General features: G+C 46.2%; 14 protein-coding genes. 5 read left to right on the plus strand and 9 right to left on the minus strand.

Annotated features, from left to right (window positions below; all coding sequences use genetic code 11):
• Positions 1-192 precede the first annotated feature (192 nt).
• The 5 genes from J3A84_RS02330 to hpt all read left to right on the plus strand — a co-directional run bounded on the left by J3A84_RS02330 (position 193) and on the right by hpt (position 3,976).
• Entirely contained in the window at positions 193-420 is a 228-nt protein-coding gene (locus J3A84_RS02330) for a FeoA family protein (RefSeq protein ID WP_207598380.1), read from the plus strand.
• The gene (feoB, locus tag J3A84_RS02335) at positions 420-2,171 is read left to right on the plus strand and encodes a ferrous iron transport protein B (RefSeq protein WP_207598381.1); all 1,752 of its coding nucleotides are present in this window, start codon (positions 420-422) and stop codon (positions 2,169-2,171) included. Before J3A84_RS02330 ends, feoB begins: the two co-directional genes overlap by 1 nt.
• A gap of 9 nt (positions 2,172-2,180) precedes the next feature.
• Entirely contained in the window at positions 2,181-2,375 is a 195-nt protein-coding gene (locus J3A84_RS02340) for a FeoB-associated Cys-rich membrane protein (protein ID WP_207598382.1), read from the plus strand.
• Between the two features lie 172 nt (positions 2,376-2,547).
• Positions 2,548-3,465, plus strand: a complete 918-nt coding sequence (locus tag J3A84_RS02345) for a cytidylate kinase family protein (protein ID WP_342590933.1) — start codon at positions 2,548-2,550, stop codon at positions 3,463-3,465.
• On the plus strand, positions 3,458-3,976 hold the full coding sequence (hpt, locus tag J3A84_RS02350) for a hypoxanthine phosphoribosyltransferase (protein WP_242693927.1): 519 nt from the start codon (positions 3,458-3,460) through the stop codon (positions 3,974-3,976). Before J3A84_RS02345 ends, hpt begins: the two co-directional genes overlap by 8 nt.
• A 540-nt stretch (positions 3,977-4,516) precedes the next feature.
• Here the strand turns inward: hpt and J3A84_RS02355 are convergent.
• The 9 genes from J3A84_RS02355 to J3A84_RS02395 all read right to left on the minus strand — a co-directional run bounded on the left by J3A84_RS02355 (position 4,517) and on the right by J3A84_RS02395 (position 15,079).
• Positions 4,517-6,466: an amylo-alpha-1,6-glucosidase gene (locus J3A84_RS02355; RefSeq protein ID WP_207598383.1), complete on the minus strand. Its 1,950-nt coding sequence runs from the start codon at positions 6,464-6,466 to the stop codon at positions 4,517-4,519.
• Positions 6,467-6,502: 36 nt separating this feature from the next.
• Entirely contained in the window at positions 6,503-6,865 is a 363-nt protein-coding gene (locus J3A84_RS02360) for a DUF5412 domain-containing protein (protein WP_207598384.1), read from the minus strand.
• Positions 6,866-6,980: 115 nt separating this feature from the next.
• Positions 6,981-7,712, minus strand: a complete 732-nt coding sequence (locus tag J3A84_RS02365) for a ferredoxin reductase domain-containing protein (RefSeq protein WP_207598385.1) — start codon at positions 7,710-7,712, stop codon at positions 6,981-6,983.
• A 208-nt stretch (positions 7,713-7,920) separates the two neighbouring features.
• Entirely contained in the window at positions 7,921-8,334 is a 414-nt protein-coding gene (locus J3A84_RS02370; RefSeq protein WP_207598386.1) for an arsenate reductase ArsC, read from the minus strand.
• Positions 8,335-8,456: 122 nt separating this feature from the next.
• Positions 8,457-10,352, minus strand: a complete 1,896-nt coding sequence (locus J3A84_RS02375; protein WP_207598387.1) for a type I glutamate--ammonia ligase — start codon at positions 10,350-10,352, stop codon at positions 8,457-8,459.
• A 404-nt stretch (positions 10,353-10,756) separates the two neighbouring features.
• Positions 10,757-11,548 (minus strand): ABC transporter permease, encoded by a 792-nt coding sequence (locus tag J3A84_RS02380; RefSeq protein ID WP_207598388.1) that lies wholly within the window; start codon positions 11,546-11,548, stop codon positions 10,757-10,759.
• Between the two features lies 1 nt (position 11,549).
• A complete protein-coding gene (locus J3A84_RS02385; RefSeq protein WP_342590926.1) occupies positions 11,550-12,359 on the minus strand; it encodes an ABC transporter permease in 810 nt (269 codons plus the stop codon).
• A gap of 3 nt (positions 12,360-12,362) precedes the next feature.
• A complete protein-coding gene (locus tag J3A84_RS02390) occupies positions 12,363-13,358 on the minus strand; it encodes an ABC transporter ATP-binding protein (RefSeq protein WP_207598389.1) in 996 nt (331 codons plus the stop codon).
• Between the two features lie 119 nt (positions 13,359-13,477).
• A complete protein-coding gene (locus J3A84_RS02395) occupies positions 13,478-15,079 on the minus strand; it encodes a gamma-glutamyltransferase family protein (protein WP_207598390.1) in 1,602 nt (533 codons plus the stop codon).
• Between the last annotated feature and the right edge of the window lie 44 nt (positions 15,080-15,123).

Genomic DNA, 15,123 nt, shown 5'->3' on the forward strand with positions numbered 1-15,123 from the left:
AAACATTGAAATTATAGAATCAATGATACCATATTTCTTCCTGTTATTCATATTATAGCGTATCTTTTGATGTATCCATAGAATTTCTGTTTGTTAATTTTCTGACATTTCAATATGCTGTTGACTCATAAGCCACAAAGTAATATAATATTCTAGTAATTGATAATGATTTTCAATAGGACGGTGTAGAATATGTGTGTGAATGATTTAAAGCTCGGAGAAAAGGCGTTTGTGCGAAATGTCTTTGGTGATGAGAAGCTGGTGAAGAGATTATCTGCCCTGGGCTGTACAGAAGGCTGTCAGATCGAGGTAGTAAACAGAGCTCCTTTCGGAGATCCCATCGTGTTATCTCTCAGAGGTTCGAGCATGGCTATAAGAAAGAAAGATGCCGGCAGCATAATGGTGGAGGCTTCTTTTTAATGAAAAATATTGCGTTAATCGGTAACCCTAACGTAGGGAAAACCACTCTTTTCAACCTGCTCACCGGGTCCAACCAGTATGTCGGTAACTGGCCAGGTGTGACCGTGGAGAAAAAAGAGGGTTACCATAATGATATAAAAGTAACGGATTTACCAGGTATCTATGCATTAGATACCTATTCTAATGAGGAGAAAGTTTCCAAGGATTTTCTTGAAAACGGAAAGCCGGATCTGATTCTCAATATTGTGGATGCATCCAATCTGGAAAGAAACCTGTATCTCACCACTCAGATTCTCAAATACAATATTCCAGTGATCATCGCAATGAATATGCTGGATATCGCCGATCTGAAGGGTATGGACATCAATCCGGAAATTCTGGAGGAAGAGCTTGGCATCAGAGTGATCCCCATCATGGCCACAAAGGGCCAGGGAATCGAAAAACTCAAGGAGGCTCTTGAAGAAAAGGACATTTTTACGAAGCCGAAACTGGGAGATTTTCCGGATGAAAAAACTGCCTATGAGGAAATCAACAAAATCCTTTCAAAAGCATCAAAGATGGTCAAGGAGTCCCAGTCGGTGACAAGAAAAATCGACAAAGTCGTTCTGAACCCCATACTGGCCTACCCCATTTTTATCCTGATGATCTATCTGGTATTTAAGCTGACATTCAGCTGGGTGGGCGCTCCCCTTTCAGATCTTCTGGACGCCTATGTGCTCACAGGAATCTCTGACTTCATGACAGGAATCCTTTCCACAAGCAGCCCCTGGTTCCAGTCCCTGATCATCGACGGAATCATCGGTGGTGTGGGTGCGATACTGGTCTTTCTTCCCATCATCATGGTGATGTTTGCCGCCATATCCATTCTGGAAGATTCCGGATACATGGCACGTGGTGCATTCATCATGGACAAGCTCATGCGAAAGATCGGCCTTTCAGGAAAAGCATTCATTCCCATCCTCATGGGATTCGGATGCACCGTTCCTGCCATCATGGCCGCCAGAACCCTTGAAAGTGAGAAGGACAGAAAGCTCACCGCTCTGCTGGCTCCTTTCATGTCCTGCAACGCAAAGCTTCCTGTGTACATCCTTTTCGGAACCATCTTCTTCAGGAATCATGCGGAGCTCGCAGTCATGGGCCTCTACCTCTTTGGAGGACTTGTGGCCATAATCATGGGCATGCTTCTGAAAACCACGATCTTCAAGAAGGATGAAGAGCCCTTCATCATCGAACTGCCTGAATATAAAGTGCCTTCCTTCGGTCTGGTGGCAAGCAGCACATGGGACAAAGGAAAAGGTTTCATCCGTAAGGCATCCACCATCATTTTCTCCCTTTCCGTATTCGTCTGGTTCCTGTCTAACTTCAATGCAGGTGGACTTTCAGAGATGGGAGACAGTTTCCTGGCAGGGTTCGGTTCCCTACTTGCACCGATCTTTGCTCCTCTGGGATTCGGCACCTGGGAAGCCGCTGTATCCCTTGTTACAGGAATCATGGCCAAGGAAGTGGTTTTATCCACCATGGGGGTCATCTACGGTGGAGATCTGGGCATGATCCTTCCTACCCTGTTTACACAGCTGACCGCAGCCAGTTTTCTGGTTTTCGTTCTTCTGTATACCCCTTGCGTCGCTACCATCGCAACAATCAAAAAGGAATATGGAGCCAGATTCGCCGTTTTCAGCTCCTTCTTCTACTTTGGTGTTGCTTGGGTGATGTCCCTTCTGGTATTCCAGATCGGTTCACTGTTCTTATAGGAGGATGTAATGGAAATCATCATAACCATAGGAATTGTAGCTGCTGCACTCTTTTTTCTCATGAAGAAGATCAGAGCCACCAAGAATGCGGACTGCAGTACATGCAGAACCTGTGATACGGACTGTTCCATCTATACTCCGGAAAGAGCCATGGGCATAGAATTCATAAATCGTGAGGAAGAAAAGAAAACAGCAGACAATTAGAATATAAAGTAATGGTCAGGAGCGATTCTCGCAGGAATCGTTCCTTTTTAATGCATTTACATTGATGGGTGTGCAGCCTGCTCTTTACGCAAGGAGCCTATCAAAAATGGCCGGTTTCATGATAGAATTAGAATAACAATGAAACATCAAGGCGGTGATCCAATTGAAATTTGTGACCCTATCAAGAGATACGGGAAGTTTAGGCGATGATATTGCGAAAGGTCTTGCTGAAGCGCTTCATGCACAGCATATCACCAGAGATTCTGCACTGAAGAACTGGTACCCTGAAATCGCCAATGCCCATGAGCTGCACATGCTTTCCGAAAGTCCCGGATACTACCTGAAGACCTCCGTAAGTGGAACTTCCTTTCAGGATTTTCTGGAAAAGAAGCTTCAAGAAGTTGTTGAGAAGGAAACGGCGGTCATCAGCGGTCTGGGTTCCCAGCTGATCTTCCAGGATCACAAGGATGCTCTGCACGTGAAAATCACAGGGTCCAAGATGGTTCGCATGGATCGGATGATCCGTCGCAGCAGACTTTCCCGTGAGGATGCGGAGAAGATTCTGGAGCACACCGACCGAAGACACAGACGATACATTCAGCTCCTGTATGGCACCGACTGGATGGATCCCCTCCTCTACCACCTGACCATCAATACGGACAAAGTAGACACCAGGGAAGCCATCAGTATGATTCTTGATCTGTTTCACAAAAGCACCGCACACAGAAACGATAGTGAGGAAGATGACCAGCCTCAGGAGATCCACTTCAAGAACGAGTCCGAAGAAGAGTTTGCAAAGGTCCTTGACTTGTATAACCTGGAGTGGGAATACGAGCCTCGCACCTTCCCTTTGAAATGGGATTCGGAAGGAAACATCACCCAGGCTTTCTCTCCGGACTTCTATCTGCCTCGCTTCAACACCTATATCGAACTCACCATCATGAACCAGAAGTACACCGCCATCAAGAGAAAGAAGATGGCGCTGCTGAAGAAACTCTATCCGGGAACAAATATCAGCATCGTATATAAGAACGATTTTCACAGTCTGGTGGAGCGATTTGCGCAATGGGGGGGGCCTGTAGATGAATAATCTTGGTAAAACAATCTTCACGGAGGACGAAATCAGAAAAAGAGTTCAGGAAACTGCAGAGGAAATCAATGCCTATTATAAGGATGAGGAGCTCATCATCATCAGTATTCTCAAAGGGTCTATCTATTTTCTCTCAGATCTTACAAGACATCTCACCATGCCCGTCAAGCTGGATTTTCTTTCCATCGGTGTCAAAAAGGATCAGGAAAAGCATCGAGTGGTCACCTATATCAAGGATCTTGATCTGGACATCACAGGCAGAAACGTCCTCCTTCTGGAGGATGTGGTCGGTACGGGTCTGACCATCGGATATGTCCTGCAGCATCTGGAGTCCTTCCAGCCTAAAAGCCTTCGGGTCTGTACCCTTCTGGACAACCCTGCAAAGAGACTGCTGAATTTCGACATTCACCATATCTGCTTCACCATGCCCGATCTCTTTGTTGTGGGTTACGGACTGGACTACAATGAAAGATATCGCAATCTCAGAGAGATTGTGGAATACAGAAAATAGAAAATGCTCAAAAAACAAGAGGCTTTCTCCATAGAGATTGCCTCTTGTTTTTGAGCATAAGGGAGCTCCAACGAACCTTCATCGAGTTCCTTCTTAGTTCTGCCATGTTCTTCGTTTCCACTTAAATAGTCATTTTCTTAAATACTTCATCTGCTAAGATACTTGGTACTAATTGTTTACTATAGTCTTTTTCCATTTCTGGATATACTAGATTTTTTACTTTCTTGTGTATATTGTTCAATGTTTCTGGACATATGGTAAGTCGATTTTTCTCTTTCACTTTTCAGGTATAGCAGATTTTGGGTCTACCGTATCTAAGTTTCCTATTAAGTTTTGTTTCTGAATACAGCTTCCGTAAGCTTTCCGTCTTAGGTATTCCTTGGAGCTTATTTATATGATAGCAGAATTTACTGATAATTTAAAGGGCGGAGAAAGAGAAATGGCTCTTCCCTGCTTCTCCTATGTATAATTATCTCTATTTCTCTCCTTTTCTCGTAAAATCATAAATAATTATTCTTTTTCCGTGCAAAATATGCATAATTATTCTTTCTGTTCCGCTTTCTTCAGCGCTCTCAGAAGTTCGCTCACACTCCACGCCTGGGCGAAGCACCCTTTGGATGTCTGTGGATCCTCTCCATCGAATATCTCAGCAATCTGGCCGATGCACCCTTCTCTCAAGGTGCCTTCCAGAAGATCCATATCCTCTATAACCTTCTCTTTTGCAGCACAGGAATCGTCGTTCACCTTGAGATAGGCCAGATAGTATGCGCCAAGGGGAAAAGCCCAGACTGTTCCCTGATGATAAGCCGTGTCTCTGTCCCACAAGGAGCCCCCATAGAAAGGACGATACTGCGGATCCTCCGGTGACAGGGAACGCAGGCCATAGGGTGTATACAACTTCTGGTAGACTTTCTCTACAACTCTTCTTTCCTGCTCTCTGCTCAGCATGCCAAAGGGAACCGAAACTGCCCATATCTGATTGCATCTCACCTGATGATCCGATTCTGTTCCGGATACAACGTCTTTCAGGCATCCTTCCTCATCATTCCAGAACTTCTCCAGAAAGGACTCTTTCACTCGATCCGCAAGCATGCCATACTCCTGCATGCGTTCGTGCTTCAGAAGCCCCGAGAAATATTCCATGATCTTCAGATCATTGTACCAGTAGGCGTTGATTTCCACCGGCTTTCCATGTCTTGGCGTAGGAAGGTGATCCTCTACTCTGATGTCCATCCAGGTCACCTGCTCCAGACCGCTGCCTGCAGAAATGAGATGATCTTCCTCCATCCTTATATGAAAATCGGTTCCCTTCCTGTACCAGTCGATGATCTCCATCATTTTAGGCATGGCTTCTTTCACAAACTCCAGGTCCCTGAACGCCTGATAGTATTCATAGACCGCATAGATGAAGAGAAGGGAAGCATCCACCGTGTTATACATGGGCTCCTTCTCCCCTTCAGGAAACATATTGGGCATGATTCCTTTTCTCATGTATTTCATGAAACTGCGGAAAATGCTTTCAGCATCCTCTTTCCTGCCGGTTGAGATGCAGCATCCCATGACAGCAATCATGGTGTCTCTGCCCCAGTCTCCAAAAAAAGGATATCCCGCAATGATGGTTCTGCCAGAAACGGATGCCCGATCCACAACGTAGGCATCTGAGGCTATGGCCAGCTGCCTGCCCAGATCCGATTGCATCCCGGAAGCTTCCACCAGGTGCTGCTTCCGTTCCCTCTCTAAAGTGGTGATTTCATTGGGGTCATCGCTGATTTCATGGAGGCTGTACAGAATATAAGCTGTTCTCTTTTCTTCCGGATGCAGGCTGTAATAGTACTCATGGTCTGAAAACTGTGATCCGATGGCCTCTCTCTCATCCTTCGCATCCTCTTGAAAGTAGAGATCCCCTTCCCACAGGACATTAGTCTTCCTTACCGCTCCATCGGTTCTGTAGAAGAGCGTATAGTCACCACTGACGATATGATCATCAGAGATTTCAGCCGTCTGCCCCTTCATCGGCATGGTCCCTTTCGGTGTGAATCTCATCCATGGCTTCACCTTGATTTCCACATCCTTGCCGCTATGATTTTCCATTTCATAAGACACAAGCACCAGATTCTCCTCATATTTCATCACAATGGTTTTCTCCAGAGATACACCCTGAAACCGATACTTCCATACAGGAAAATCATCCATGAAAAATCCGTCCAGATGACGGAATCCTTCCTTATTCTTTGTGTAACCCACATATTCCTGGCTTCTAAGAGTCGTTTCCTGGCCATCGACGCTGATGATTTCTTCCAGACCAGAAATAAGCTGTACCCAGTTATTGGGTGCTTTCACGGAAGCCATGAAGAGAACATGTTCATTTCTTGTAGCTGAGCCCACCATACTGAGCGATGAATATCCCCCTTTCCTGTTGGTCAGAAGATAGCAGTTTTCCTGTCCCCTTCTCAGTGTTTTCCAGTCTCGTTTTCCATAAGTGAATTTCATCATTTCCTCCCTATCATTCTGCCTTCTCTTTCGCAACTATTCCCTGCCTTCGTCTCTTCTGAAGTCATAGATCTCCGATGGAACCGTGAGCTCTATGCCGTTGATCACCACCGTATCTTCATCCACCCAGTACATGTCCGCTTCCTCTTCTCTGTAGTTCCAGTAGATGTTCTTCGGTCTTCTCCCCATCTCATTAAACACTAGCTCTCCTCGGACCGTATCTGCCACCGTGGCGCCGTGTTCCCCTAGATAGGCCTTCACCGTATAGGTTCCATCCGGGGAGGTTTCTTCGGCAATGAGGGTCCCCCCGGAAAAATGGCTCATGTCATAGAAAAAGTAATAGACGCCTATGAAAAGCAGAAGCATGGTTATGGTCACGACCGTTATGACTTTTTTCATCATATTGCACCCCTTCACCTGTTCTTATTATATCGTACCATTTCATTTCTGGTTTCATCTTCCCATAAAAAAAGAAATAGCTTCACACTATTTCTTTTATATTTTTCTTAATTATTCACAGCAGAACATTGAACTCGCCGGGGCTGATCATGAGAAATCTCGACATGAATTCCGGCTTCTTATCGATCATGATGTCTTCAATCAGAACACCCTTTGTCCCCAGTCTATGGATGAGATCGATAAGGAAGGAATCACTGCCCACCAGATAATAGACGGCATTATCAGGCATGGCTGCGCCTTCCATCAGTGCATGGAGCTTCTCCCTTCCATCAAGCCAGACATTGCAGTAACTCTCACAGGAAATCCGATCCAGATGGCTTCGATAAAGAAATTCTCCGGAAGCGTCTACGTTGATGTTCATGACCTCTGGTATGTCTGTTCTGTCCTTATTATAGGCCAGTACCAGCGGCCTCATGGTGGCGATGCCCACGCCCATGGAAATCAGGACCACTGGTCTTTTTTCTCTTCGAAGCCCCATTCTGGAACCCGGCTTGAAGACCACGATTTCATCTCCCACCTTGGACTCGAAAAGCTTCTCCTTGAACTCTGAGCAGTTTTCTCTTTTACGAGTGGTGAACCCGATTTTCTTTTCCTCAGGCAGGGTCATGATGGACATATGTCTTACCCAGGCTGAAACAGGTTTTTCGCCCGCATCATATCCAGCCAGTCCGATGTGTGCATGGGAGCCCTCATCCCAGAGAAAATCCTCCGGCATATCCATGAAATAGGTGCGTGTGCCGAAGGCTTCTTCCACAATATCCGTGATCTTCAATCTATACTTTACCATAATACCTCATCCTTTGATTTGATTTGATTGTATACAATCTTTTTGTCCGATAAGAATATTATAGTGAATCCCCCGGAATATGTCAAAATTTAACAATATCCTTTTATCTGTCCCAGCTGAATCTGTCATGGCCGTACTCCTCGATCCTCCATTTTCCCTCAGAAGAGCCATAGAAAAAAGATGTGAAACTCTCCACACCTTTTCGATCCTATGTAAATATTTCGCCTGTTTCGATACGGGTTTTCAGCTCCCTGACTTTCTCTTCGATGATCTGGGCAGTCAGTATGAACGCATCATCCGACTGGCCGGACGGATCATCCAGCCCCCAGTCCTCACGGTGCCTGGAAGGAAGATAAGGGCATTCCACATTACAGCCCATGGTGATGACCACATCCACATTTTCAGGCAGATCGTCTATGAGCTTGGAATGCTGTGTCGCTTCCATGTCTATGCCGTAAATGCTTTTCATGATTCGCACCGCGTCCTGATTGATCTTAGGTTTCGTTTCTGTTCCTGCAGAGTAGGATTCAAATACATCTCCTGCCAGTGCTTTTCCCAAAGCTTCCGCCATCTGGCTTCTACAGGAGTTATGAACGCATACGAATGCGACTTTCGGTTTCAAATTACATCAGTCCTTTTTCTTTTCAGTATATCAGGTTCTATGGAAAACCCCTGTTAAAACCATGTTAAGAAGGGTCCGCGAGGATGGTTATCCATCATCAGCAGACCCTTCTCTATTCACGCTTAGCAGATATCCATCAGATTATCTTTGTATTCCTTATACGCCTGCCTCAGTTCGCTGATCTTCTCGTACATGACCTTCTGCGTATCAGACAGAACATCGTAGTCCTCCTTCTCCAGAGCTTCTCTCATGTAGTTGAAGATCCCCTTGCTCTTATCCGTGTTCTTCATAAGCGCGATCTTCAGTCTCTCCACGCGGTCCCAGTTGGCTCTGTCATCCAGGAATACGCCATCTTTGTGGAACTTCCGACATCTTCTGATCTCACTGATGAAGCTTGGAATCATTCTATGGTCGATTTCCGTGTACCATTTGTACAAGAGACCTGCCGCGTAGCTGTCGATGATTTTTTCGCTGAACACATCATCTCTCTTCAGCACGTCCACTTTTTCAGGATACAGATGGAAGGCTTTGATGTTCTCATAGACCGTTTCAGGAGCCACTCCGAAATAGCGCTCTCTCTCCTCATCTGTAAAATCATCGAAGACATCTTTTTCCGTTCTGTATGCTCTTTCTCTGTCCAGATAGTCCGCAGGTTCTCCTGGCTCCTTGGAAAGCTCTTTAAGAAGCGCTTCACAGGTCTTATCCTTAGCATAAAGGATTCCGTCGGTCATGGCCATGAGCATGGAAGAGATGCACAGGAACGTGTTGGTATGAGGGTTTGGTGAACGGAGCTCAAACCTCGTCGCCAGAGGACTGTTTTCGTCTCTGATGAGACCGATGAGGATCGTTCGGTTTCTGGAAGGGATATGAGGCTCATAGCCCAGTGAAGACACGATGGAGATTGGTGCCTCGTATCCTTTCTTCAGCCGCTTGAAGGCTTCGTTGGAGGATGTCACGAAAGGATTGATCACTTCATAGTTCTTCAGAATGCCCATAAGCGAACCATAACCGATGGAGCTCATGAAATCCTTGGCGGTGGTATGAAAAAGATTGACTCTTTTGCCGTTTTTCAGCTTCACGGATGCACTGATGTGGGTATGTTCCCCACTACCGGCTATCCGGTCCAGGGGTTTTGCGAGAAAAGTCACTTCCAGTCCATACCGTATGAACACTTCTCGAACCAGATTTCTCACGAAAAGCTCGTAGTCACCAGTCTGCTTGGGACTGGCGTACTTCCAGTCTATTTCTAGCTGTTCCAGAACGCCTTCGAATCTTCCGTCGTTGTTCAGTTTCGCACGGACCCCACCAACTTCCTTATGGCCCATTTCGGGCTTGATGCCGTAAAGTTCCATGAGAATCAGTGTTTCTTCCACAGCACTTCTCACTGCACCTCTGGTTTTGCTCCAGTACTGCTCTTTGAGCTCCTGTGAAGTGCTCAAAGCTTCAATGTCTCCTGAAGTATCTGGTGATTTCACCCAGAATTCCAGCTCTGTTGCGGAAGTGATGTCCACCTTCTCGATGTCTTCACTGGTGAATCCGAATTCCTTCTGCAGCTGCGTACTTTCGCTGAACGCTTCCAGGATATGCTTCCTGAAGCTTTTCTCCGCTTCGGTGAGGATGTGTCTGGAGTCCACCGGGATGCCATCATGATAGAGGAAACATGGAATCTTCAGCGTACCCACAGGTTTTCCTGTATCCACGTCCGTCAGCGACTCATTATACTCCACAAACCACTTCACCTCGGTATCCGCTTTCATGTTCACTTTCGCATTGTTCAGTGTGGCGATTTTGGGAAGAAATACAGAAGAACCGTCCGTCTGCGCCGCAAATCCGTAGAGATAGTTGTCAATGTCTTCAATGAATAAGCTCACCGGGATTTTCGTGTCCGTCTCATGGCCGATGAGATCCACTGCAGCCAGAGACACGAACCGAATCTCCGGATGCTCCTTCAGCTTTCCGATGAGCACCTCCTTGGCCAGATCATTTTTATGAAAAGTATAGATAAGGTCTTTTCTCATGGTAACTCCTCCAGTAATCAAGATTAAAAATCAACAAGAAAAGACTACCACAGAATAAAACTTCCCGTATATTATAATCAGCCACTTTCTCAGGATAAAAATATTTACAGGAGCTTCACTTAACTATTCTTTCATCACAACGATTTCAGAATAATAATCTTAAGACATATAAACCGGAAGCGTCCGGTAATCTCCTTTTCACCCATTTCATCAATTAACTTAATTAGTCATTAACCGACTCACTCAGGTATTTTCGCGACCTTCACTTAATAATATTAAGGTGGATACTTCTTTAACGAATGATGACTGGAATATTCCATCCTATTGTTCCTCACGAGATAGATTCCCTTCAGCATCTGAAGAAAATGAAAAATCAGCAGATGTGCTTTCACCTGCCGATTTTTCTATGAGCCGGAACTTTCATATTTCTTAAGACCCTGCAGCCAGATTACATATGCGATGGTAATGCTGAAGAGACTTACGATATGTGTGAGAAGAATCCCATTCCAGAAGTTCTCTCTTCCAAGAAAATAAGCACCAGGATAATACCCTGTGAAAGCGAAGGGAATGAGAAAGGTCAATATGAACTTCACCGCCTTCGGATAGATGGATAAAGGATACTTGGTGAAGGTGCTCAGCTGGTAGGTCATATAGAGATAGGACTGTGCGAACTTGATCCAGAAGGAAATACTTGCTACGGCAAGTTTTATGGCTGTATAGATCAGCGTGGCGAAAAGGATGGTTGAAAATAGGGCCAGCAGCTTCAGCGGTGTCATGTCAAACTGAAGCCTTCTCCAGGATGTGAACATAAGCAGTACCCCTATGATGATTTCCCCGAACCCATCAGGCTGAAACCTCTCCGCCAGCAGATGGAACAAGGGATTCAGTGGTCTCAGCAGATACTTGTCGAACCCCCCCTGGAGAATGATTCTTCCGCTGAGTATCCACAGATTGTCCGTAAACACATGATCGATGCCTCTGGGCACCTGAGCCAGGCCATAAATGAAGAGCACTTCATCATAACTCCATCCATCCAGAGAAGGTATGCTGCTGAAGATCAGCTGTATGAAGATCACCCCGGTAAGCTGAACAAAAATGAATCCTATCAGTCCGAACACGAAATCCGCACGATACTCCATAAGAGATTTCAGATACTGCCTGAGAAACTGATTGTATAATCTGACATATCTTCTCATGTCAACCTCCCAGTATGGTCAGATGGCGGACCATGGATTTCCATATGACTTTAGAGACCAGAATCATCACAATGATCCAGAAAAGCTGCATCCCCAGAGCTCCATAGGCTTCCATGCCCTGCAGCTTTCCAAGATAAATCATGGTCGGTGTGTAGATGATGGAGCTGAAAGGAAGAAGCGTGATGAGGTTTCTGACCATCTCCGGAAAGAACACCACAGGAATCAGCGCGCCGGATAGGAGCTGCATCACCGCGCCCATGATCTGAGCCATACCCCACATATTGGTTAGTTTAAACGAAAGCAGTCCGAAACTGTAGCTGAAGTAGAAATTGATGAAGATGCCCATGACCATGCTGAGAAGATACAGCGGAATGTTGTACTCCCCAGAAAAACCCTCACTGCTGTACACAATGAGATTGATCACCGTGAAGGCTCCAACAAAAATGATGAGAAAATTATAGAGCACACCACCAAAAGCCTGAAAGAGCATTCTCTTCTCATAGCTTACGGGTCTGATGAGATTGATGGCGATGGTCCCGTCTTTCACTTCCCTGGAGATATCAAAAGAGATATCCACCGATGTGATCAGCGTGGTAAGAAAGGATATGATGATATACAGAATCATCTCATTGAGTGTGAATCCTCTGAGCACCTTATCCGGAGAACTGGAGAAAATGGCTTTCCACAGAAAAAACGACACCGTAAGCATCATCCATTCTCCAAGCATGAAGATGATCACATTGGCCTTATAGGAAAGGAGCATCTGAAAGGTATTTATGGTGAAAGGCAGATATGCCTTGATCCGTTTCACTCCTCACACCTCGTTTCTGTAGATCTTTTTGACAATATCTTCAATGGAAGGCTCGTGGATGGTGAAATCGGTGATGTCCAGTTTCCCCATGAGCCTCTTTGTGATTTCCGTGGTGGTGGTCCGATTCTTGTTGAACTGGACCTTCAGACGATTTTCTTCCGCCTGGAGCATGATGAACTCCTGATCCAGCGCTTTGATGAACTGAACCTCGGAAAGATCGATGGCATTTACAGTCTGTATTTCAATATCCGCCATGTATCCATAGGTTTCCTTGATATGCTTCGCATTACCGTCGTAGAGCATTCTTCCTTTGTCGATGATGATGATGCGACTGGAAAGCTCCTCGATGTCCATCAGATCATGGGTTGTGAGTATGATTGTAGTGCCATAGGTCTCGTTGATTTTTCTGATGGCTTTTCTCACACTCTCCTTCACCACCACATCCAGTCCGATGGTGGGCTCATCCAGATAGATCACTTTCGGATTGTGAATCAGCGCCGCTGCCAGATCTCCACGCATTCTCTGTCCAAGGGAGAGCGTTCTCACAGGTTGAAGGATGAAATCCTTCAGCTCCAGCACTTCACTCAGAAAATCCATCTGGAACGCAAAGCGCTTCTGATCCACCTCGTAGATGTCACGAAGCAGGGTGAAGGTTTCAGACAACGGAAGATCCCACCAGAGCTGGGTCTTCTGTCCGAAGACCACACCGATGTCCATGGCGTTCTTCTGCCTGTTTTCATAGGGGATGATGCCATTGACATGCACCTCCCCTGAGGTCGGTGTGAGAATACCCGTCATCATCTTGATGGTTGTGGATTTCCCTGCGCCGTTGGCACCGATATACCCGACGACTTCCCCTTCATCAATATGAAAGCTCACATCGTCCACTGCCCTGGTCACAGTCTGCTCTCTGGTGAAAAAAGATTTCACCGCACCCCTAAACCCCGGATACTTCTTATTCATTCTGAATTCTTTTGTGAGATTCTTCACTTCAATCATGTTAAATACCTCTTTGATTCTCTAATCCTGCAATGGTTATTATATCACTTGAACGGTCAATAATATATGATTTTTCTCACTGAAAAAGGAAGCCTTCCAGCTTCCTTTTCACCTGATCATCAGTAGAGGGAGATGTTACCGTCAGTTCGGGATTCCGTTCCCGCAACATAGACGCCATTTGGCATTTTCAGGATCATCTGCCCGCGACCGAAGTGCGAATTGTCCTCCGTCACGGTTATATCATGCCCTTTCTTCTTCAGTTCTTCGATCATTTCAGCATCAAAGGTGTCCTCCACCATGATCTTCTTTTCCCGCACCCACTGCCATCTGGGACAATCCAGTGCTGCCTGAGGATTGAGATTGAAATCCAGAAGACTGCTCATGACCTGAAGATGACCCTGGGGCTGCATGTATCCGCCCATGACACCGAACACTCCAATGCACTTCCTGTCTTTAAGAAGCATCCCTGGAATGATGGTATGATAGGTTCTTTTCTTCGGCGCCAGAACATTTCTGTGATTTTCATCCAGCTTGAAGTCCGCTCCGCGGTTCTGAAGGGAGATACCCGTGCCCTTCACGACGATGCCGCTTCCAAATCCCATATAATTGGACTGGATCATGGACACCATGTTGCCTTCCTTATCTGCCGTGGCAAGATACACTGTTCCGCTCTGGAAAGGATCTTCATGGGTGAAGATCTGCGCTTCTTCTGTGATCATTTCGGCTCTTCTTCTCGCAAAATCTTCTGTAAGAAAATCAGAGGGGCCAAATTCCATGTCCTTTGGGTCCGTGATGTGATGCATTCCATCGGCAAAGGCCATCTTCATGGACTCCATGGCACGATGATAATACTCTGCGTCACGATTTTCCACCGGGAATCGGGAGAGTGTATTCAGCGCCATGAGCGCCACCATGCCCTGACCGCTGGGGGGAAGCTCCGCCACTTCGTAGCCCCGATAGTTGACTGTCAGTGGGGTCACCCATTCTGGAGAGAAAGAAGCCAGATCACTCTTTCTTAAATACCCGCCATGGGCTCTGGCATCTTCTTCCATCTTATCCGCCAGCTCTCCCGTATAGAATGCTTCACCCTCAGTCTCCCCAATCAGTCTCAGGGTCCTTGCATGGTCGGGAAGACGCATGATTTCAAAAGCTTCCGGCGCTTCACCGTTTACAGTGAAGGTTCTGAACCACTCCTCATGGGCATCTCCTTTGAAGATTTCCTTGTATTTATGGAAGGCTCTCTTCCACATATGAGCCACGTTCGCTGCCACGGCGAAACCGTTCTCGGCATGGCTTATGGCAGGCATCAGGCAGTCCAGAAGAGATAGATTTCCGAATCTTCTACTCAGCTCTGCCCAGCCCTTGGGGGCGCCTGGAACCGTCACCGGCGTCCATCCATGGACCGGCATGGATTCATGGTTTTTCTTCACCTTCTCCAGCGTGATTCCTTCTGGAGAAGGACCGTTGCTGTTTAAGCCATAGAGCTTCTCCTTCATCCAGACCAATGTGAAATTATCAGACCCGATGCCATTGGCTGTGGGTTCCACCACTGTGAGACAGGCAGCTGTCGCGATGGCCGCATCCACAGCATTCCCTCCTTTTTTGAGGATTTCAAGTCCTGCCTCCGAAGCCAGGGCATTGGATGTGGCTACAACCCCATTTCTGCCGCTGAGGGGAATTCTTCTGCTGTGATAGGGCATATAGAGTGGATCAAATTTCATGATAATACCTCCCAGTCATTTCATTATCTGCATGTTCATATATA

This window comes from Proteiniclasticum aestuarii, from assembly GCF_017368455.1.
GTDB lineage: Bacteria > Bacillota > Clostridia > Clostridiales > Clostridiaceae > Proteiniclasticum > Proteiniclasticum aestuarii.